Source organism: Pseudomonas sp. H1_D04 (assembly GCF_054683855.1).
The window spans coordinates 38872-59062 of the sequence record NZ_CP162826.1; the positions used below are offsets into that span (position 1 = coordinate 38872).

18 protein-coding genes are annotated in these 20191 nt (G+C 59.2%); 12 read left to right on the forward strand and 6 right to left on the reverse strand.

Annotated features, from left to right (window positions below; all coding sequences use genetic code 11):
• Window positions 1-273: 273 nt before the first annotated feature.
• Complete coding sequence (locus AB4N82_RS00195) at window positions 274-867, reverse strand: GNAT family N-acetyltransferase (protein WP_122764992.1); 594 nt, start codon at window positions 865-867, stop codon at window positions 274-276.
• A gap of 15 nt (window positions 868-882) precedes the next feature.
• Window positions 883-1227, reverse strand: a complete 345-nt coding sequence (locus AB4N82_RS00200; RefSeq protein WP_095186520.1) for an FKBP-type peptidyl-prolyl cis-trans isomerase — start codon at window positions 1225-1227, stop codon at window positions 883-885.
• Window positions 1228-1870: 643 nt separating this feature from the next.
• On the opposite strand from AB4N82_RS00200, the gene AB4N82_RS00205 reads away from it, so the two are divergent.
• Together AB4N82_RS00205 and AB4N82_RS00210 are read left to right on the forward strand one after the other, a co-directional pair.
• The gene (locus AB4N82_RS00205) at window positions 1871-2758 is read left to right on the forward strand and encodes a nitrilase family protein (protein ID WP_099603168.1); all 888 of its coding nucleotides are present in this window, start codon (window positions 1871-1873) and stop codon (window positions 2756-2758) included.
• 14 nt (window positions 2759-2772) lie between these two features.
• A complete protein-coding gene (locus AB4N82_RS00210; protein WP_206073153.1) occupies window positions 2773-3942 on the forward strand; it encodes a hypothetical protein in 1170 nt (389 codons plus the stop codon).
• A gap of 364 nt (window positions 3943-4306) precedes the next feature.
• Here the strand turns inward: AB4N82_RS00210 and AB4N82_RS00215 are convergent, their stop codons facing one another.
• On the reverse strand, window positions 4307-5275 hold the full coding sequence (locus tag AB4N82_RS00215) for a hypothetical protein (RefSeq protein ID WP_122764993.1): 969 nt from the start codon (window positions 5273-5275) through the stop codon (window positions 4307-4309).
• Window positions 5276-5470: 195 nt separating this feature from the next.
• Here AB4N82_RS00215 and AB4N82_RS00220 point away from each other — a divergent pair, with 195 nt between their 5' ends.
• Both AB4N82_RS00220 and AB4N82_RS00225 read left to right on the forward strand, forming a co-directional pair.
• Window positions 5471-6967 (forward strand): PAS domain S-box protein, encoded by a 1497-nt coding sequence (locus tag AB4N82_RS00220; protein ID WP_095186527.1) that lies wholly within the window; start codon window positions 5471-5473, stop codon window positions 6965-6967.
• 103 nt (window positions 6968-7070) lie between these two features.
• Entirely contained in the window at window positions 7071-7343 is a 273-nt protein-coding gene (locus AB4N82_RS00225; protein WP_095186519.1) for a DUF1652 domain-containing protein, read from the forward strand.
• Here AB4N82_RS00225 and AB4N82_RS00230 read toward each other — a convergent pair.
• Both AB4N82_RS00230 and AB4N82_RS00235 read right to left on the reverse strand, forming a co-directional pair.
• Window positions 7306-8499, reverse strand: coding sequence for an MFS transporter (locus AB4N82_RS00230; protein ID WP_122764994.1), 1194 nt, complete (start codon window positions 8497-8499; stop codon window positions 7306-7308). The two genes, AB4N82_RS00225 and AB4N82_RS00230, sit on opposite strands and share 38 nt — an antisense overlap.
• Before the next feature lie 76 nt (window positions 8500-8575).
• Window positions 8576-8884, reverse strand: coding sequence for an RcnB family protein (locus AB4N82_RS00235; RefSeq protein WP_032886633.1), 309 nt, complete (start codon window positions 8882-8884; stop codon window positions 8576-8578).
• A 166-nt stretch (window positions 8885-9050) separates the two neighbouring features.
• Here AB4N82_RS00235 and AB4N82_RS00240 point away from each other — a divergent pair, with 166 nt between their 5' ends.
• From AB4N82_RS00240 to AB4N82_RS00250, 3 genes are read left to right on the forward strand one after another with little or no spacing between them, the layout of a single operon-like run.
• Window positions 9051-9608: a helix-turn-helix domain-containing protein gene (locus tag AB4N82_RS00240; RefSeq protein ID WP_032886635.1), complete on the forward strand. Its 558-nt coding sequence runs from the start codon at window positions 9051-9053 to the stop codon at window positions 9606-9608.
• A gap of 11 nt (window positions 9609-9619) precedes the next feature.
• Complete coding sequence (locus AB4N82_RS00245; protein WP_122764995.1) at window positions 9620-10966, forward strand: glutamine synthetase family protein; 1347 nt, start codon at window positions 9620-9622, stop codon at window positions 10964-10966.
• A gap of 22 nt (window positions 10967-10988) precedes the next feature.
• Window positions 10989-12086, forward strand: coding sequence for a DNA alkylation repair protein (locus AB4N82_RS00250; protein WP_339484132.1), 1098 nt, complete (start codon window positions 10989-10991; stop codon window positions 12084-12086).
• 136 nt (window positions 12087-12222) lie between these two features.
• Here AB4N82_RS00250 and AB4N82_RS00255 read toward each other — a convergent pair whose 3' ends face one another.
• Entirely contained in the window at window positions 12223-13116 is an 894-nt protein-coding gene (locus AB4N82_RS00255) for a LysR family transcriptional regulator (protein WP_032886642.1), read from the reverse strand.
• Between the two features lie 129 nt (window positions 13117-13245).
• Between AB4N82_RS00255 and AB4N82_RS00260 the strand changes: the two genes are divergently transcribed.
• From AB4N82_RS00260 to AB4N82_RS00280, 5 genes are all read left to right on the forward strand, one after another.
• Window positions 13246-14892 (forward strand): GMC family oxidoreductase, encoded by a 1647-nt coding sequence (locus tag AB4N82_RS00260; protein ID WP_099603175.1) that lies wholly within the window; start codon window positions 13246-13248, stop codon window positions 14890-14892.
• A gap of 65 nt (window positions 14893-14957) precedes the next feature.
• A complete protein-coding gene (locus tag AB4N82_RS00265; RefSeq protein WP_122764997.1) occupies window positions 14958-16580 on the forward strand; it encodes an MFS transporter in 1623 nt (540 codons plus the stop codon).
• A gap of 226 nt (window positions 16581-16806) precedes the next feature.
• Window positions 16807-18756 carry a DNA topoisomerase III gene (locus AB4N82_RS00270; RefSeq protein WP_122764998.1) on the forward strand — a complete coding sequence of 650 codons (1950 nt, stop codon included), beginning with the start codon at window positions 16807-16809 and terminating at the stop codon, window positions 18754-18756.
• A gap of 130 nt (window positions 18757-18886) precedes the next feature.
• On the forward strand, window positions 18887-19327 hold the full coding sequence (locus AB4N82_RS00275) for a CBS domain-containing protein (RefSeq protein WP_032886648.1): 441 nt from the start codon (window positions 18887-18889) through the stop codon (window positions 19325-19327).
• 9 nt (window positions 19328-19336) lie between these two features.
• Window positions 19337-20182 carry an NAD-dependent protein deacetylase gene (locus AB4N82_RS00280; RefSeq protein ID WP_122764999.1) on the forward strand — a complete coding sequence of 282 codons (846 nt, stop codon included), beginning with the start codon at window positions 19337-19339 and terminating at the stop codon, window positions 20180-20182.
• Window positions 20183-20191: the final 9 nt, after the last annotated feature.

The window sequence follows — 20191 nt, forward strand, 5'->3', positions numbered from 1 at the left end:
AGCACCAGAACTTGCCGCTGTCGGGATGCCGCTTCTCGCTTTGATGGCGAGACAACGGCATCGGATAAATGCGCGTTACCTTGCCAAGCCTATGCCGGTTACCGAAACCGGCCGACTACTGTCACTCGAACAAGTACCCACTGAGGGTCTCCGCTATTGATGAAAACGCGCGAAGCTTACGCCCCGACTTCAGGAGAGTAAACCGTAGGAAAGTTTCCGCATGATGAATAAGAAGATTCTTCAGGATGGGTTCAGGTAGGCGTTTTCCTGAGCTCACTGAGGATCAAAATGTGGGAGGGCGCGATCCTGAGCAACCAATGCCAGATACTCATCAAGCTGCCCTTCGGCCAGAACCTTGACCTGGATCGACACATGGTTCACCTGGCGGCCCATCCTGATTCCCTCGCGGGTGCGCACCTCGACATAGCCGAGCTTCGGCCAGAAACGCTCGGCCTTGGTATTGCCAACAACCACTGTCAGCCGCAGCCACCGAGCGCCATTTTCGATCGCCCAGGCTTGAAGATCCGCATGCACCTGCTGCGCCAGTCCAGTGCCATGAAAACGGGCATCCACCAGCAGCAGACCGATATGCCATACGCCATCTGCGAGCAAATCGGCCGCAATATTCACTACGGCGACCAGTTGCCCGTCCGCACCGCGATAACCCAACCAGTAGATCCAGCTGCAACGCCAGCCCGGCGGAAGCTGGTTCTGCAACGCTTCGTGCGCTTCGGTTGGCGTGGCAGGCTCGCCGTTAACCGCCATGAAGTAATCCGGCGCCCGTTCAAAAAAACGCTGGAGCTCGGCCTCATCGCCGGCACCCAGTTCAACTATATAAACGTCCTTGATGGTGCAGTTGATATCCATATCGCTCGACTCTTCTCATTCATCCCGCGTCAGTACTTCCAACAACTCGATCTCAAAGCGCAGATTGCTGTTGGGCTTGATATGCGCGCCCATGGAGCGCTCGCCATAAGCCAGATGCGCCGGCACGTACAACGTACGCACACCACCCACCTGCATGCCCATCAAGCCCTGGTCCCAACCTTTGATGACACGACCGGTACCGATCACACACTGGAACGGCTTGCCCCGCTCCCAAGACGAATCGAACACCGTGCCATCTTCCAAGGTGCCTGTGTATTGAGTGGTGATCAGCGCGCCCTTGACGACGGCTTTGCCGGTGCCAGGGCGGGTGTCGGTGATCTGGAGTTCGTTGTTGCTCATGGGGGTTCTCGTTGAAGGCGTAGAGGGTGGGTTTTTCCCAGAATTGGGTGGGATTGGCAAGTGCAAGAGAACCACTGAACGCCCGCATGTTCTGCGTGGGAACCATTTAGATCAGGGGTTAAACCCATGGACCAAATCGTCCCCGCCCGCCCCAGAACTGCAATTTTTCACTACCACCCCAGACCTCAGCTTCGAAAACGCCCTGACCCACGCCAGCAATGTGCTGTGTTGCGCCACCGTTGCAGCACAGAAGGCTGGTGATCAACTGGACGGTACTCATACACGCTGATGCTTTCCGCCATGCACCTGGCGGACATGGCCAGTGTGATGGTGGATCGGTCACTGGAGTGTATGCAGCCGCGCTAAAGGCACAATCGGCCTCCGTGGAGAGGGAGTTTGCTCCCTCTCCACAAAAAGCCTTTGCGCCAACGTACTCCGCGTCGTGCGGATCAGTTGCTTGGCTACAACCGTTCTCCCTTCAAGGACTTATTCCTCGGAGTGTGGTTTCAGCACAGACCGCTAAATCAGAGTTAGAGAACTTAACTACAACGCAGCAGGAACCATCCGACTTTTCTCCAAACATCTCATCGCCTTTTATAAACATCCAACCAGCTTTGGTTGCATAAAAATAAGAGGTCAACCCATGAGCGAACCAACAAGCCCTGCCCGCGTCGCCGTCATTCAGTTCGATCCTCAGGTGGGCGTGCGCAATCGAAGTGAAAACTTACGCCAGAGCCTCGTGCTGGCCACCGAAGCAGCAAACGGCGGTGCCAATCTGATCGTACTGCCCGAGCTTTCCAACTGCGGGTACTTCTTCAGCAGTCGCCAAGACGCCTTTGATCATGCGGAGACGGTACCCAGCGGGCAGAGCATGCGGGAGTGGATAGATTTTGCCCGTCAGCACAACGTGTATCTGGTGGCCGGTCTTAGCGAGATCGACGGGATGCAGCTGTTCAACACCGCGGTATTGATAGGTCCCGGTGGGTTTATAGGCAAGTACCGCAAGGCCCATTTGTGGAACCTGGAAAAACTCTGGTTCACCCCTGGAGATACAGGATTTCCGGTATTCGAAACGCCGATTGGTCGCATCGGCCTGCTGATTTGCTGGGACATCTGGTTCCCTGAGGTACCGCGCATTCTCAGTCAGCAAGGTGCCGATATCATTTGCAGTCTGAACAACTGGGTGTGGACGCCACCACCTCTTTTCGATGACGCCGGAAAGTGCATGGCGTCGTATTTGACGATGACAGCAGCCCATGTGAACAACGTGTTTATCGCTGCCGCCAGCCGCATCGGTGAGGAGCGGGATGCGCGCTACCTTGGATGCTCGCTGATCGCAGGAACCAATGGCTGGCCGATCGGCGCAGTAGCATCGGCAAATCGTCAGGAGATTTTGTTCGCCGATATCGACATCACCAGCGCCCGCAGCGCACCGATCTGGAACAGTCTCAACGATCTGCAAAGAGACCGACGCCATGATCTTTACGATCAGATGCTCGGATATTCCAAACACTCTGCCCTGCCTCGCTGAAAAGAGGGCATGCCATGGAAACCTTATTTGCCAAAAAAACCTTAACTGGCTCAAGAGCCGATACTACGGTTCTCATCGTAGGCTTGATCGTCAGCTCGCTGGTGCTGTGGGTCGTATTCAGCCATCGAGGCTCCTGGCCGGGATACAGCGAGATGATTACAGGCTTCCCCCATCCGGCCGCCTGGTTGCGGTGGGTAGTGGGAGATATCAGCGAGGTTGCCTTCTATAAACATGAACTTGCATCACTTGGCCTGTTGAGCGGCGCTTACCTGGCATGGTGGGCGAGCAAACGCGAAAAAGCCTGGCAGGGTTTTTCCATTTGCTATGGCAGCGGATTATGGCCTTGGCTGATAACAAGTTCTTTGATCGGGTTGCTGCTAAGCAACGTGCTGTGGGGTTGGAGCGTCACCGTCGAAACCTGGCAGCCAACATTTGCGGCGTTTGTTTCGTTGCCAGCCGCGATGGTGTTGATGTTTGGCGGGGGTTGGAAAGTCGCACTCAATGGTGCGGTGCTGGGCGCGTTGCTGGTTACACCGGCGTGCCTACTGATCGTCAATTTCGTGTGCATTCCATTGGGATTGCCGGCAGTTATCGGTAATGTGCTTGGAATGGCGTCTGGAAGCGTTATCGCGTTTGCACTGTGTCGCCGAGTGCCCTCGTTGGTGCGTTCAGACTACATCGCCCCCATCAGGCCATCACCCACTCCACCGCAATCGTATGGCGTAATCTGGAGCCTGCGCCGAGTGTTGGCGGACTTTTCCGAAGCGCCGTTTTTCGGGAATGAGCTAGCCAGCCTCGGGCTGTTAGCCGGGGTATTGCTCGCCTATGCACTCAACCCCATGAGTCCGGCCTATGGTTCAGGCTTGCTTCTACACTTGCTAGGTGCGCAGGCACTGACTTCTGCCATCGGGGTCGTGATCTGGCGACGCCAATGGATCAAGCGGGGTTGGTATCCAACCTATGTTCCGTTGGTATCTGTGGTACCCGCAGCCGTACTTACCCATGGTGGCAGTTGGATGGTGATTGGCTCTAGTGCAATGCTCGGCGCACTGATCGCACCACCATTGGCCTGTGCCATCGCATCTAAGTTGCCTGCTCACTTTCATCCGTACATCGGCAATGTGATGTCGATGGCATTGAGTACGTTGATGATTGTGCCGGTAGTAGGATGGTTGGGAACTTGACGGACGTGGGGGTCGATCGGTTGCCGAAGTGCATGCGGCCGCATTAAGCAAGTACGCTTCAAGCAATACCCTGTGGCGAGTGAGCGTACCCGCTTGCCATAGGGATAACAGCAACCCTGTAAAGCCACTGACAAAATCGACTCCAGAACCTCGCCCCAAGCATCCTTGCACCTCGCATAGTGCTCCGCATACGTCTGCGAACGCGCCTGCACAAGAGAGAAGTATCAGTTAGACGCCTTTGCTTGCGCTCTAATGTCACCTTTGCGTGATGCGCGTAACAAGGTCGCCCGTTTACGCGCATCACCATCAGGTCGAGCGTAGCTTTAACCCGTAAAGCGGCGTCCCTGCCACCTTATCGCCGGCCTTAAGCCAACGGCACGCGACGGTTAGTCAATGCCATGCGCCCTACAAAGAAGCTCAACGCCGCACCCAGCAACAGCATCGCCAGCGTACTCCAGGCCGCGCGGGACAATTGCTTGGCTGCGACTTCACCTGCTTCACGGGCCTTCTGTTCAGCCTGCTGTTTCAGCTCGTCAACCTTCTGCATGGCTTGCTGATAAGCCTGGGCATAGTTGTCGACGATCTGTGTGGCTTCTTCCTTGCTCTTGCCGGTACGGGCAGCAACGATATTGACCAAGGCTTCTTTGTCAGCCGCGTTAAGCGCTGGCTCACCGGAGGCTTTGACGCGCTCAAACCACTGCTTCAGCGCATCGCCGGCCTGGGCAGGATCGGTCGCTGCGGTAGTCGCTGTCTGCTTGCCATCGGCGGCAGCCTGGTCGGTTTTCTGCCCAACATTGGCCGGGTCCAGCTCAGGCTTGCCGCTTTGCTTGAGCAAGGTGTCCAGTTCGCCTTGCAGGCTTTTCCAGTCCAGTTGGATGCCCTGCTCGTTCAGTTGCTGCTTGACGCTATCGCTGATGCCAGGCGCGGCGGCGGCAATCCCGCTACCGGCAGCAGACAAGCCTTTCCCAACCACGTTACCGGCGGTGCCAACCACACTGGCGGCCAAGCCTGCCAACAGCCAGGTGGTAAGCAAGGTGGTGACGGTCCAGGTCAGCACGCCGTGCAGGCCGCCACGATCCGGGGCCGTGCGGCCGGCGACGAAGGCACCCACACCGATGGCAAGTAATGTGGAGACAAACAGCCAGATCCCGGCCCCCGTGCCGAAACCGCTCAGCGGGTTACCGGCTTGCATCGGGTTAACCGCACTGGCACCGATGGCAGTGCCCAACACACTGAGGACCAGGTAGGTCACCAGGGCAATTGCACTACCGGCGAGCACCGAGCTCCAGGACACACGAAACAACGAGCGATTGGTTTCATAGACAGTGGTCATACAGAGGTCCTTCACATGTTGTTGAGGCAAGGCGAAATGCCTTGATGGATGGAGTCTGGCGAAACGACATACGTTCAGTCATGGCCCAAATGCACCAGTGCGCCTGGTGCATTCGCACTCCCCCGTACTCAGTTTCTTTGCACTATCGTGAAGGCAGGATGTCGTACGTCCATGCGCCCCTACACCGGAGAAATCATGACCCAGGATGTACTTGCCAAAGAAACCAACCGCCGCCAACTGCAGCAGATTATCTCCGGGCTCTCCGATGGGATTATCCTCGCGGAAGTCGACCAGACCATCCTGTGGGCCAATGAAGCCGCGCTGACCATGCACGGTGTGGATGACGTGGAGGCACTGGGTGCGAACGCCCAGGCCTACGCCGAGCGTTTTACCCTGCGTTATCGCAATAACCATCCCGTACAGCCGGATAGTTACCCATTGGCCCGCGCGGCGGCAGGCGATGAATTCAGCGACGTGGTGGTGGAAGTCACGCCCATCGCCGAGCCGGACAAAACCTGGGTCCACCGCCTGCGCAGCCTTGTGATCACTGACTCCCACGGCGAGCCGGAGTTACTGGTGTTGATCCTCAGCGACGCCACCGAATGGGCCAGCGCCGAGCAACGCTTCGAAAAAACCTTCAACGCCAACCCCGCGCCCGCGGTGATTTGCCGCTTGAGTGATCTGCGCTACATCAAGGTCAACCAGGGCTTTTTGGAGATGACCGGCCACAACCGCGACCAGGTCATCGGCAAGTCCGTGTATGAGCTGGATGTGCTGGAGCAGGCCGAGCGCAAAGACCTGGCCATCCAGCGCTTGGGCGAAGGCGCGACCATCCCGCAGATGCAGGCCGAACTGAAACTGCCCGAAGGCGGCAGCAAACTGGTGATCGTCGCCGGCCAGCCGCTGGACATGAACGAAGAAGACTGCATGCTGTTTTCGTTCACCGACCTTGAGCCTCGACGCAAGGCCGAAGTGGCCCTGCGCCAAAGTGAAGAACGTTTCGCCAAGTCGTTCCGCCTCACGCCGGTGCCCACGTTGGTGTGTAACGCCGCTAACCGCCAGGTGGTGGACGTCAACGAAGCCTTTATGAACATCACTGGCTATATCAGCGAAGAACTGATCGGTAAGTCCATCGAAGACATCGACTTTATCGACAGCCCCCAGGCAGGCACACAGTTGTTCACTACCCTGGAAAAAGCCGGCAACCTGGATGGCCAGGACCTCAAGGTGCGCAAAAAGGGCAACGAAGTGATCGACTGCGTGGTTTCCGCCGACACCGTGATCATCCAGGACGTGCCCTGCTACCTGCTGGTGCTGATGAACATCACCGAACGCAAGCGCTCGGAACTGGAGTTGGTGGCGGCCATCGAGGAAGTGATGCAGGACGCCTCTTGGTTCAGCCAGACCCTGATCGAAAAGCTGGCTAACGCCAAGAGCGTCAACAGCCCCAACCTGCCTAACGTCAACTTCACCGACCTCACCGCCCGCGAGCGCGATGTGCTGGGCTTGATCTGTGAAGGACTGGCCGACAAAGAGATCGCCTCACGCCTGAAACTGGCGCCCAACACCGTGCGCAACCACGTGGCCACGGTGTACTCCAAATTGGGGGTGCACAGCCGCAGCGCGGCCATCGTCTGGGCCCGCGAACGCGGGCTGTTCGCGAGTGAACTGCGCCTGAAAAACAAGCCCTGACAGTGCAAATGCACTAGTGCAGCTAGTGCGAATTCAACTTATGGCGGGGCGGCGTAAGCAATAACCTTCAAGGCATCGAACTGGATGCCCTGAAGGAACACGCATGTTTACCCTCGCCCAACTGCGAAATTGCATCGAAGAAGGCCTGTCGCCACTGACCTGCGAGTTCACCCTGTGCCGGGATGCGTCCTTGACCCTCAAGGTCTACGACGCCGATACCGGCCGGGTTGATCTGGTGGTTACCGGGATCAGCACCAACCGGCTGCAGACCCCGATAGAAGTGGAAAAAATGGTGGAAGAACTGCGCTACGAACTGCAGAGCAACACCATGGGCAAGCTCACGCTGAATGACTTCCCTTCAACGACGAACCAATGAAATAGAACACACCGCCGGCCACGATAAACATCCCCAGCATGTAGAACATCATGTGGGCCGGCAGGTTGGCCAGTACCAGCCCACACAACACCGGCCCCAGGGCTGCGCCGAGGTTGGACAGGTTCTGCGCGCCGTAGTACATGCCCCTCAAATGGTCCGGGGCAATCCGGTCGATAAACATGTATTCGGCCGGGAACACGATAATCTCCCCCACCGTGAACACCGCCATTGCCAGCACCCACCACAGCACGCTGGTGGACAGCGCAAAGCCGATCAGCCCCAACATGAACATGCTCAAGCCGAAGATGAGCCACTGGCTCAAATGACGGTGTGATATGCGCCGGCCGATCACATATTGCAAAGCGATCACCATCACCGCGTTGGTGGTGAGCACGGCGCTGATCACGGTGTAAGTGTGTTGCGCTGTGGTGGTGATCACCAGGTACTGCGACAGGTAGGCCGTGAACTGGCCGAACACGACTGCACTGAGCACACCGCCCATCGTGAAGCACACCAGCCGACGGTCCTGCAGCAATACACGGCCAACGGCAAGAAACGACACCGGCTTTTGCGCCACGTCCACTGTGGTTAACGTGCGATCGCCCCAGCGCCAATACAGCAGGAAAAACCCCGCCCCCAGCAGCGCCGATAACATAAACGGCAGGCTGATATCCATCTTCGCCACCATCGCACCGAAAAACGGCCCGACCGCGTAGCCAATGTTGGTAAGGGTGTACTTGATGGAAAACACTTCGCTGCGCGCCTCTTCCGGCAGCAGGCTCGCAAAGCCGGCCTTCACCGCAATATCGATGACCGCGTACGCAAGGTTGATCAGGATCAGGCAGCTATAAAACGTCCAGATGTTCTGCGCCACCAGCGTGCCAATAAACCCCAGTACAAACAGCACGCTCATCCAGAGCAATAACCGATAGCTGTTGATGCGGTCGACCAGAAAACCGCCATACACGCTGAGCAGCGAGCCGACGATCAACGAGCTGCCGATCACCAGGCCAACTTGCGTGATGTCGAGGGTGAAATGATGGGTGAGGTAGATCACCAAGTAGGGAAACGTAATCGCCTTGGCCAGCGTCAGCAGCAACGTGGCGCTCAGCAACAGGTTAACGGTGCGGGGGTAGTTTCTTATTGTGGCAAGCATCCTGCTCTCATTCTTTGAAGGTAACGCGACCATTGCGGTCGGCTACCTTAACGCAAGAACAAGGCAAAAAGGAGGGTCACTTCTTGACGGGTGTGATCTCCAGAATGGTGCCGTTGGTGGTCTTGAGCAGTACGTATTTATCGCCCACCCGCGCCCATTGGCTTTCGTCCTCGGGCTGCTTGAGACCGCGCTTTTTCCAGTCGCTCACGGCCGACTCCTTGCGCATCAGAATATCCGGCGCGCGATCGCCTTCCTTCAGGTCACGGGTGTTGATGTTGGAAGGTTGCACAGTTTCCTGAGGCGTATCACCGGCCTGTACCACAAAGCTGGCGGTGGACAGGCTGGCGGCGACCAACAGGCAGGCAGCTAGGGTTTTAGACTTCATGGGTGCTCCTTCAATTAATGACACGTACCCAGGTTCGGACCGCGAGGGTTCGCAATCATTCAGCAAAGAACGCGGCTTAAAGACATCTACCGACGACTTCACCGCCCCCATTGCCTCCATGAAATAAAACCTGTAATTTTTCATGAAATTTCTCGATATAAATTTCATGAACCAGCAAGAAGAACTCGACGCCCTGGCGATCCTGATCCACGACCTGCGCAAGCACAAGAAGCTGACCCTCGCCCAACTCGCGCAAAAGATCGAGCGTTCGGTAGGCTTTCTGTCACAGGTGGAACGCGGCCTGTCACGTCCGACCGTGGCGGACCTCACTGCCATCAGCCACGCCCTCGACGTGCCCACCACGTATTTCTACAGCCAGCCCAAACCCAAGGCCATTGACTGGATCACGCGCCCCAACGAGCGGCGCACGGTGTATTACGCCAATGGCATCACCGACATCCTGGTCTCCCCCAGCATGAATGGCGCGTTTTCGATGCTCGACAGCCTGCTTGCTCCCGGTGCCAACAGTGGTGAGCAGACCATGAGCGACCGCGCCGAGCAGGCCGGTTTTGTGCTGGAGGGTGAATTAACACTGTGGGTCGAAGGCGAGGCCGATTCGGTCACCCTCGGCCCTGGCGACAGCTTCCACCTCGCCAGCTTTGCCCATTGCCGCTACGCCAACTTGACTGACCTGCCCGCCCGCGTGTTGTGGGTTTACAACTAGGAGCTGCACCCGTGAAAAGCCATGCCGCCACGTTACTGGCCGAAGTACGGACCTTTCGCCAGAACCACCCCGACGTGCGCTACGTCGACCTGATCGCCCTGGACATCCCCGGGCATTTCTACGGCAAGCGTTATCCCATAGAAATGCTGGAAAAGGTCGCCTCCGGCAGCCCGCTCAAGTTGCCACAGAACGCGGTGCTGCTGGGCGCCCAGGGCGGGTTGTTCAAGATCGGCGATTACTGCTTCAACGACGGCGACCCAGACGCCAACCGCCGCCTGGTGCCGGGCACGCTCAAGCCGGTGAACTGGGAATCGCAGCCCTTGGGCCAGATGTTGATCACCTCGGACGGTACCGACGCGCCGATCGAGTTCGAACCTCGCGAAGTCTTGGCCAAGGTGTTGGAACGCCTGCACCACAAAGGTATTCACCCGGTGGTGGCCTTCGAGCTGGAGTTCTATCTATTCGACAAGAAACTCGACAACGGCCTGCCGCAATTTGCCCGTGACCCACTGAGCGATGACGCCGACGACCAGCCCAACCTGCATATCGAACGGCTGTCACGCTTCAACGATGTACTCGACGATATGGCCCAGACAGCCAAGGACCAGGGCATCGACATCACGGTGATCACCGCCGAACTCGGCCCCGGTCAGTTCGAGATCAACTTCGGCCACCTCGACGACGGCCTGCGCGCCGCCGACTGGGCCGCCCTGTTCTGTCGCAGCACCCGGGGCGTGGCACTCAAACACGGCTACCGCGCCAGTTTCATGGCCAAGCCCTACCTGCAATTTCCCGGCAGCGGCATGCACGTGCATGTCAGCCTCTACGACGGCGCGGGCAACAACCTGCTGGCGGCGCATCAGCAACAACCGTTGCGCCATGCGGTGGCCGGCTGCCTGGAATTACTGCCCCACTGCATGCCGATCTTCTCGCCCAACCACAACGCTTTCCGCCGCCTGGGCGGCACGGTCAACGCTGCCACCCGCGCCTGCTGGGGGTTTGAAGACCGCGACGCGTGCGTGCGCATCCCTGAGTCTGACCCACGCAACCTGCGCATCGAACACCGCCTGGCCAGCGCCGACGCCAACCCGTATTTGGTGCTGGCGGCGATCCTCGTCGGTTTGGAACATGGCCTGGAAGCCAAACAGCAGCCCATCGCGCCACTGAACGAGGACCGCGCCAGCGGCACCGACTTCCCAGTGGAAATGCTTGATGCCGTGCGCGCCATGCAGCATCAGCCAGTATTGCGCGATAAGCTGGGCGCCGAATTTGTCGACGTGTACTGCGAGAACAAACGCCAGGATCACCTGGCCTTCCAGCAAGAGATCCACGCGCGGGAATACCGCTGGTTTCTCTGACTCAACCGCCATGGAATCACCGATGACCGACCAAAGCGCCCCGGCCCTCAAGGAAATCTTCAACGTCGAACGCCTGCAACACATCGCCACTGAAATGACGGCGGTGTATCCCGCGTTCGACGCCAAAGGTTTCCTCAAACACGCCACCGCCGGGCTGGACGAGTTGTCGGTGATGCAGCGCATGGCACGGGTCAGCGAAAGCCTGCACACGGTGATCCCCCTGGATTACCCCGAAAGCCTCAAGCTGCTTTACGCCCTGGCGCCACGCCTGAACAGTGGGTTTGTCAGCCTGTTTCTACCGCACTACGTGGCAAGTTACGGCCTGGCTGACTTCGAGCGCTCCATGGCGGCGCTCAAGTACTTCACCACCTTTGGCTCGGCCGAGTTCGCGATAAGACACTTCTTGCTGCACGACTTCGAACGCTCCCTGGCAGTGATGCAGGCATGGTCGCTGGATGACAACGACCACATACGCCGCCTGGCCAGCGAAGGCTCGCGGCCCCGTTTGCCATGGTCGTTTCGCCTGACCGAAGTGCAGGCCAACCCAGCGTTATGCGCCTCGATCCTCGACAACCTAAAGGCCGATCCGAGCCTCTACGTGCGCAAGTCCGTGGCCAATCACCTCAACGACATCACCAAGGACCATCCGGAATGGGTGCTCAGCCTGATCGAAGGCTGGAACTTGGATAACCCGCACACTGCCTGGATTGCACGTCATGCGCTGCGCAGCCTGATCAAACAGGGCAACACCCGTGCGCTGACCATCATGGGCGCCGGCGCCAGGGCCGAGGTGACGCTCCATAACTTGAGCGTGACGCCGGCGGTGATCAATCTGGGCGAGCGGATCAACCTGTCGTTCAGCCTGGAATCCACCGCGGCCACTGCGCAAAAACTGGTGGTGGATTACGCCATCGACTATGTAAAAAGCGCCGGACATAGCGCGAGCAAGGTGTTCAAGCTCAAGGCGTTTACGCTGGGCGCGGGAGAACGACACAGCCTGCGCCGCGAGCAACATATTCGTGAACTGACTACACGCAAGCACTATCCCGGTCGGCATAGGGTGCATGTCATGGTGAATGGAGAAAGGCTCGGCAGCGCTGAATTCGAATTGCGCGATTAACCCGATGTTTAGCCAACACCGCCGATCAATGTGGGAAGGGGCTTGCCCCCGATAGCGGTGTATCAGCCAGCCCATCTGGCGGCCGGCCCACCGCTACCGAGAGCAAGCCCACTCCCACAGTTTTGCTTCGGTTTCTTCAGGTCGACTCGCCGAGCAACAGTGGCTGTTCCCGCGCGCACAACTCCACCACGTAATCCCACAACACCCGCAGCCGTACCGACTTGTGCAGCTCCCTGCGCGAGCTGATCCAGTAGCTGCGCTGGATCCCCTCCCCCGGCAGCAACGCCACCAACTCCGGATCGCCGGCAGCCATGAAGCACGGCAACACCGCAATGCCCAATCCGGAGCGCGCAGCCTGGTGTTGTGCGATCACGCTGGTGCTGTGAAACACCACCTTGGGGTTACGGCAGAAGCTGCTGAGGAATTTCAGCTCCTGGCTGAACAACAGGTCGTCGACGTAATCGATCCAGGAATGGGCAGCGAGGTCTTCGCGTTTTTCGATGGCAGGGTTGCGGTCCAGGTAAGCGCGGCTGGCGTAAAGGGCCAGGCGGTAATCGGTGAGTTTGCGGGTGACCAGTTGGTCGACGCTGGGGCGTTCGAGGTGGATGCTGATTTCCGCTTCGCGATTGAGGATGCTGACAAAGCGCGGCACCGCCACCAGTTCCACTTCCAATCCCGGATAACGTTCAAACAGCCCGCCCATGCGACTGGCGAGAAACATCACGCCCAGGCCTTCAGCCACGCCGAGGCGGATCTTGCCCAGCGGCGCGGCGGAATGCGTGAGTTCGTCTTCGGCCAGCAGCGCAACGTTTTCCATGGCTTCAGCGTGTTTGAGCAGGGCCTCGCCCGAAGGCGTCAGTTCGTAGCCCTGGGCGTGTTGCACGAAAAGCGCGGTGCCGAGGCTTTTTTCGATGGCCTCGATATGCCTGGCCACGGTGGCGTGGGTGGTTTTCAGGCGCTGCGCGGCAGTAAGCAGACGACCACTGCGTTGGAGCTCAAGAAAGAACCGTAGGTCGTTCCAGTCGAACATATCGCCTCCATTCAATCAGCCAGGGCAACGCTGTTTAAAAACGCACAGCAGCTGGGTAAAAACTAACATTTTTAAGACGAAAACTAACAACTAGGATGGAACCAATAAGAAAAACAAGCGAGGCCTCAGATGCCCATTGCAGCTGCACAATACGATTACGTGGTAGTAGGTGCCGGCCCCGCAGGCTGCCTGCTGGCCAATCGACTGTCCGCCAACCCTGCCCACCGCGTGCTCCTGCTCGAAGCCGGTGGCCGCGACAATTACCCCTGGATCCACATCCCCGTCGGCTACCTCTTCTGCATCGGCAACCCACGCACCGACTGGTGCTTCAAGACCGAAGCCCAGGAAGGCCTGCAAGGCCGTGCCCTGAGTTACCCGCGCGGCAAGGTGCTGGGCGGCTGCTCGTCCATCAACGGCATGATCTACATGCGCGGCCAGGCCCAGGATTACGACGGCTGGGCGGCGCAAGGTAACCCGGGCTGGGCCTGGAAAGATGTGCTGCCACTGTTCAAGCAGAGCGAAAACCACTTTGCCGGTGGCTCGGAATTCCACAGCGACGGCGGTGAATGGCGGGTCGAGCAGCAGCGCCTGTCGTGGCCGATCCTGGATGCATTTCGTGAGGCGGCAGCGCAAAGCGGCATCGCCGCTATCAATGACTTCAACCAGGGCGATAACGAGGGCTGCGGTTACTTCCAGGTCAACCAGAAAGCCGGCGTGCGCTGGAACGCGGCCAAGGCGTTTCTCAAGCCTATCCGCCAACGTCCCAACCTCACCGTGCTGACAGAAGTCGAAGTCGACCGCGTGGTCCTGGAAAACGGTCGCGCTTCGGCGGTGGTCGGGCGTCAAAACGGTCAGCAGATGAGTTGGAAAGCGTGCAAGGAGATCGTGCTGTGCGCCGGTTCCGTGGGCTCGCCAGGCATTCTGCAACGTTCAGGCATCGGCCCATCCAGCGTACTCAAGCCTCTGGGCATTGATGTGCTGCATGAACTGCCTGGCGTTGGCGGCAACTTGCAGGATCACCTGCAACTGCGGCTGATCTACAAGCTGGAAAAAGCCCGCACCCTGAACCAGATCGCCGGCACCGTGTGGGGCAAAATGGGCATGGGACTGCGCTACCTGTACGACCGCAGCGGCCCGCTGTCGATGGCGCCCAGTCAGCTCGGCGCGTTTGCCCGCTCCGGCCCGGAACAAACCTCGGCCAACCTCGAATACCACGTGCAGCCGCTATCCCTGGAGCGCTTCGGCGAGCCGCTGCACGCATTCCCGGCATTCACCGCCTCGGTGTGTGATCTGCGCCCGCAGAGCCGTGGCCGTATTGATATCCGCTCGGCAAACCCGGCGGATGCGCCGCTGATACAACCCAACTACCTCAGCCATCCGCAAGACTTGCGCGTGGCCGCCGACGCGATTCGCCTGACCCGACGCATCGTCGCTGCCCCCGCCCTGAGCCAGTTCAAGCCGGTGGAGTATCTGCCCGGTGACTCGCTGCAAACCGAGGAGGAACTGCACGAAGCCGCCGCCCGTATCGGCACCACGATTTTCCACCCGGTGGGCACTTGCCGCATGGGCAGCGACAAAGACGCCGTGGTCGATGCGCAACTGCGGGTGCATGGCGTGCCCGGCCTGCGCATCGCCGATGCCTCGATCATGCCGCGCATTACGTCCGGCAATACCTGTTCACCGACGCTGATGATCGCGGAAAAGGCCGCGCAGCTGATCCTTTCGCCGAACACAAGGAGTCTCGCCCCGGAGAAAGAACTGGTTCATGCAATCTGAATAGCGGCGCCAAACCTGGCGCCGACAGTGGAACAACAATAAATAATCACTGTGAGGGCTACCCGATGTCAGAACACGCTCAAACCCTGGGCTCGACGAGAGACGCGAGCGCCAGCAACGACTCCAAAAAGGTCATCTTCGCCTCGTCCCTTGGGACGGTGTTCGAGTGGTATGACTTTTTCCTCTACGGCGCGCTGGCGGCCGTGATCAGCAAGCAGTTCTTTGCCGGGGTCAACGACACCACGGCATTTATCTTTGCCTTGATGGCTTTTGCAGCCGGCTTTGTGGTGCGTCCGTTCGGCGCGCTGGTGTTCGGCCGTCTGGGCGATATGATTGGGCGCAAGTACACGTTCCTGGTGACTATCATCCTGATGGGTGTCGCCACCTTCTGCGTCGGTTTGCTGCCGACCTACGCCAGCATCGGCATTGCGGCGCCGATCATTCTGATCGTGCTGCGCATGCTGCAAGGCCTGGCGTTGGGCGGTGAATACGGCGGCGCGGCGACCTATGTGGCCGAGCATGCACCCGCCGGCAAACGTGGCTTCCATACCAGTTGGATTCAGTCCACCGCTACCCTCGGCCTGCTGCTGTCGCTGCTGGTGGTGCTGGCCTGCCGCTACTTCACCGGCGACCAGTTCGAAGTGTGGGGCTGGCGCATTCCGTTCCTGTTTTCCATCGTACTGCTGGGCATTTCCACATGGATCCGCATGAGCCTGCACGAATCGCCGGCCTTCCTGAAGATGAAAGAGGAAGGCAAGGCCAGCAAGGCGCCAATCCGCGAGTCCTTCGGCAAATGGGAAAACCTCAAGGTCGTGCTGATTGCGCTGTTCAGTATTAACGGCGGGCAAGCGGTGACCTTCTACGCGGCGCAGTTTTACGTGCTGTTCTTCCTCACCCAATTCCTGAAGATGGACCCGGCATTGGCCAACATGCTGCTGATCATCAGCGTGGTGATCGGCGCGCCGTTCTTTATCTTCTTTGGCTGGCTGTCGGACAAAGTCGGGCGCAAGCCGGTGCTGATGCTCGGCCTGCTGCTGGCTACCTTGCTGTACTTCCCGATCTTCAAGAGCCTAGCGCACTACACCAACCCGGCGATGGACCAGGCCAGTACCCAGGCACCGATCACCGTACTGGCCGACCCAGCCACCTGTACCTTCCAATTCGACCCCGTGGGCAAGGCAAAATTTGACAGCCCGTGCGACAAGGTCAAGACCTTCCTGGTCAAGCAAGGCCTGCCCTACAGCAGCGCCGCCGCCCCCGCCGGCAGCCCGGTGCAGGTGAGCGTGGGCGACGTGCGTATCGACGGTTTTGACGAAAAAGCCCTGCGTGGCGCGATAACCTTGGCCGGTTACCCGACTTCGGCGGATGTGGCTCAGGTCAACAAAGTCATGGTAGTGGTACTGATCGTTGCGCTAATCCTGATCGCAGCCATGTGCTACGGCCCGCTGGCGGCCCTGATGGTGGAACTGTTCCCGACGCGTATCCGCTACACCTCGATGTCACTGCCATACCACATCGGTAACGGCTGGTTTGGCGGGTTCCTGCCGACCGTGTCGTTTGCGCTGGTGGTGTACACAGGGGATATTTTCTACGGCTTGTGGTACCCGGTGGTGATTACCGGGGTGAGCCTGATTGTCGGGCTGTTCTTCCTTAAAGAAACGCGGCATGTGGATATCGATAACAACTGATCTACAGAACGGCGACAGTCCCCTGTGGGAGGGGACTTGCTCCCGATAGCAGTGGTTCCGTCACCGTTGCAGTGACTGATAGACCACAATCGGGAGCAACCCCCCTCGCACACTGGCTTCGCAGTGCCCACATAATTTGCTGTATATCCATCCAGATAAAGGTTGATCAAATCCCTTCTTTTGCCCATTCTGCTCCCCATTCATCTGTGTAACGAATGGGCTGACCATGCGGCTGTACCTCTGTGAAAAACCCTCCCAGGCCAAGGACATCGCGGCCGTGCTCGGCGCCAGTCGCCGGGGCGACGGCTGCTGGCTGGGCAATGGGGTCACCGTCACCTGGTGCATCGGCCATCTGCTGGAAACCGCTCCGCCCGATGCCTATGACGCCAAGTACAAGCGCTGGGTACTGGCCGACCTGCCAATCGTCCCGGAAAAATGGAAGATGCTGGTCAAGCCCAAGACCGCCAGCCAGTTCAAGGCGGTCAAGCGCCTGCTGGGGGAAGCGCAGGAGTTGGTGATTGCCACCGACGCCGACCGCGAGGGCGAGATGATCGCCCGGGAGCTGGTGGAACACTGTCGTTATCGCGGGCCGATCCAGCGTTTGTGGCTGTCGGCACTGGATGACGCCTCCATTCGCAAAGCCCTGGCGGCGCTCAAGCCGGGTGCAGAGACCTTCAGCCTGTATCACTCGGCCCTGGGCCGCTCCCGCGCCGACTGGCTGATCGGTATGAACATGAGTCGCCTGTTTACGCTCCTTGGGCGTCAGTCCGGTTATCAAGGTGTGCTGCCGGTGGGTCGGGTGCAAACCCCGACTTTGCGTCTGGTGGTGGACCGCGATCGCAGCATCGCCGATTTCGTCCCCGTGGCTTATTGGGCCATCGATGTGGACCTGCGCCACGAACGCATGACCTTCACCGCCCAATGGCGGGCTGCCGAAGATGCCTGCGACGACCAAGGCCGCTGTCTGAACCCGCAACTTGCCCGAGAAGCCGCCGATGCCATGACCCGCGCCTCCAGCGCACGCCTGGTAAAACTGCGAACCGAACGCATGCGCGAAGTGGCGCCCCTGCCCTTCGACCTGGGCACCTTGCAGGAGATCTGCTCCAAGAAGCTCGGCCTCGGCGCCCAGGAAACCCTGGACATCGCCCAATCCCTCTACGAAACCCACAAAGTCATCACCTACCCGCGCAGTGATTGCGGCTACCTGCCGGTGAGCCAACACAGCGACGCACCAAAGATTCTCGCCGCACTGGGCCGTGCCGATACGGCAGTCAACGAACTGATGCCCTATATCGACCCCCAACGCCGCTCGCGGGCCTGGAACGACGCCAAGGTCAGCGCTCACCACGGCATCATCCCCACGGGCGCTGGCAAGGACGTCGGGCAACTCACCGGTAAACATCGCGCGGTGTACACGCTGATTCGTGCGCGCTACCTGGCGCAGTTCCTGCCCAACCATGAATACGATCGCACCCAGGCGGATTTCGACTGCGCAGGTTTCGCATTGCGCGCGGTCGGCAAAGTCGTGATAGAGCCAGGCTGGAAGCGCGCCCTGCCCGAAGCGTTGGCGCCGACCAGAGGCCGTGAGACACCTGCGCCACAGGCCTTACCGACGCTGACACAGGGCCGGGACTACGCAGTGGACAAGGTCAACCTCAAGGATTTGTGGACTCAGCCGCCCAAACCCTTTACCGAAGGCGACCTGATCAAGGCAATGAAAAACGTCGCCAAACTGGTGGAAGACCCGCTCCTCAAGCAAAAACTCAAGGACACCACTGGTATCGGCACTGAAGCGACCCGCGCCGGGATTATCCAGGGTTTGCTTGATCGAGGTTACCTGGTGAAGAACGGCAAGGCGCTGTCGGCTACCCCGGCGGCGTTCAGCCTGATCGACGCAGTGCCCCGCGCCATCGCCGACCCCGGCACCACCGCAATCTGGGAACAAGCGCTGGACATGGTGCAAAGCGGCGAAATGAGCCTGGAAGAGTTCGTCGCCAAGCAGGCGGCCTGGATGAGCAAACAAGTGGCGCGATGCAATGGTATGCGCATGACCATCACTGGTCCGGCGAGCCCCGCAGGTCGAGGCACAGCCCCGTGGAAAAAGAAACGCAAGAGCGCCCCCCGCAAGACCGCTACCGGACCAAAGCGCGCCAAAAAGCCGACAACTGCGGGGTAAACCGCAAAAAAATCCGGCGAATGACGTTTTTCGACGGGTTTAACGCCGCTTTGGACCTTGCTCCCGCGCAGGCCGTCTAGGATTCTTTAGGGCACCTTGACTACCTGATAACAACACCGGAGTGGCCGCCATGAAAACTGTCGCAGAAGTACTCAAAGCCAAGGATCTTAAAAACCAGGACGTCCACACCATCCAATGGGACCACACCGTGTTTGAAGCGCTGGTGCGGATGTCGGAGAAAAACGTCGGGGCCTTGCCGGTCGTCAAGGAAGGCGTGGTGGTGGGGATCATCAGCGAGCGCGATTACGCACGTAAGCTCATTCTCAAAGGTCTATCGTCGGTAACGACGCGTGTCGATGAAGTTATGAGTTCGCCGGTGATATGCGTCGACCCTCACAAAAAGGTCGATGAGTGCATGAATATCATGACCGACAGTCACCTTCGCCACCTGCCTGTGGTCGAAGAAGGTCAGCTGTTGGGCCTGTTGTCCATCGGCGATCTGGTGAAGGAAGCCATTGCCGACCAGGCAGACCTGATTAAACAGCTGGAGCAGTACATCCGCGGCGAATAGGGAGACCCCATGCTCGACAGCCAGGAACACCAGGAAGACCACCTCGACATCCTGCTCCAGGCCATGGCCGAACGGCGCTTTCTGGTGCTGACCGGTGCAGGGATCAGTACGTCATCGGGAATTCCCGATTACCGCGACAGCGAGGGCGTGCGCCGAGGCAAGGCACCGATGATGTACCAGGAGTTCCTGGCCACGCCACAGGCTCGTCGCCGTTACTGGGCACGCGCGATGTTGGGGTGGCCAAGGGTACGCATTGCCACGCCGAACAAAGCGCACATGGCGCTGGCGACGCTGCAGCAACGCCAGCGCATCAGCGGGCTGATCACGCAAAACGTCGACACGCTGCATGACCAAGCCGGTAGCCACGACGTGATCGAACTGCATGGCAGCCTGCACAGGGTGCTATGCCTGGACTGTCAGCAGCGCAGTGATCGCAACGTCATCCAACGGTTGATGGAAGCCGAGAACCCCTATCTGGCGGGCGTTGATGCCGTTCAAGCGCCGGATGGCGATACCCTCCTCGACCCTGCGTTTGAAGAGCGCTTCCAAGTTCCCCGATGCCCCTATTGCCACGGTCAACGACTCAAGCCGGACGTAGTGTTTTTCGGTGAAAACGTCGCCACGGCAACGGCCGCCGCAGCGATGGCTGCGGTGGAACATGCCGAGGGGTTGCTGGTAGTAGGATCGTCGCTGATGGCCTATTCGGCATTTCGTCTGTGCAAGGCAATGGTCGAGCAAGGCAAACCGGTGATCGCCATCAACCTGGGCAAGACCCGTGGGGATGAGTTGTTGCAGATGAAGGTCCAAGCGTCGTGCGAGGTGCTGCTGCCCTTGCTGGCAGAACGGCTTATCTGAAGTGTGGAA

Coding starts and splice junctions, on each gene's coding strand:
- AB4N82_RS00265 (WP_122764997.1), top strand. CDS start 14,958: ATGTCAGAACACGCTCAAACCCTGGGCTCGACGAGAGACGCGAGCGCC.
- AB4N82_RS00275 (WP_032886648.1), top strand. CDS start 18,887: ATGAAAACTGTCGCAGAAGTACTCAAAGCCAAGGATCTTAAAAACCAG.
- AB4N82_RS00205 (WP_099603168.1), top strand. CDS start 1,871: ATGAGCGAACCAACAAGCCCTGCCCGCGTCGCCGTCATTCAGTTCGAT.
- AB4N82_RS00215 (WP_122764993.1), bottom strand. CDS start 5,275: ATGACCACTGTCTATGAAACCAATCGCTCGTTGTTTCGTGTGTCCTGG.
- AB4N82_RS00250 (WP_339484132.1), top strand. CDS start 10,989: ATGACCGACCAAAGCGCCCCGGCCCTCAAGGAAATCTTCAACGTCGAA.
- AB4N82_RS00235 (WP_032886633.1), bottom strand. CDS start 8,884: ATGAAGTCTAAAACCCTAGCTGCCTGCCTGTTGGTCGCCGCCAGCCTG.
- AB4N82_RS00240 (WP_032886635.1), top strand. CDS start 9,051: ATGAACCAGCAAGAAGAACTCGACGCCCTGGCGATCCTGATCCACGAC.
- AB4N82_RS00260 (WP_099603175.1), top strand. CDS start 13,246: ATGCCCATTGCAGCTGCACAATACGATTACGTGGTAGTAGGTGCCGGC.
- AB4N82_RS00200 (WP_095186520.1), bottom strand. CDS start 1,227: ATGAGCAACAACGAACTCCAGATCACCGACACCCGCCCTGGCACCGGC.
- AB4N82_RS00220 (WP_095186527.1), top strand. CDS start 5,471: ATGACCCAGGATGTACTTGCCAAAGAAACCAACCGCCGCCAACTGCAG.
- AB4N82_RS00255 (WP_032886642.1), bottom strand. CDS start 13,116: ATGTTCGACTGGAACGACCTACGGTTCTTTCTTGAGCTCCAACGCAGT.
- AB4N82_RS00280 (WP_122764999.1), top strand. CDS start 19,337: ATGCTCGACAGCCAGGAACACCAGGAAGACCACCTCGACATCCTGCTC.
- AB4N82_RS00225 (WP_095186519.1), top strand. CDS start 7,071: ATGTTTACCCTCGCCCAACTGCGAAATTGCATCGAAGAAGGCCTGTCG.
- AB4N82_RS00195 (WP_122764992.1), bottom strand. CDS start 867: ATGGATATCAACTGCACCATCAAGGACGTTTATATAGTTGAACTGGGT.
- AB4N82_RS00270 (WP_122764998.1), top strand. CDS start 16,807: ATGCGGCTGTACCTCTGTGAAAAACCCTCCCAGGCCAAGGACATCGCG.
- AB4N82_RS00230 (WP_122764994.1), bottom strand. CDS start 8,499: ATGCTTGCCACAATAAGAAACTACCCCCGCACCGTTAACCTGTTGCTG.
- AB4N82_RS00210 (WP_206073153.1), top strand. CDS start 2,773: ATGGAAACCTTATTTGCCAAAAAAACCTTAACTGGCTCAAGAGCCGAT.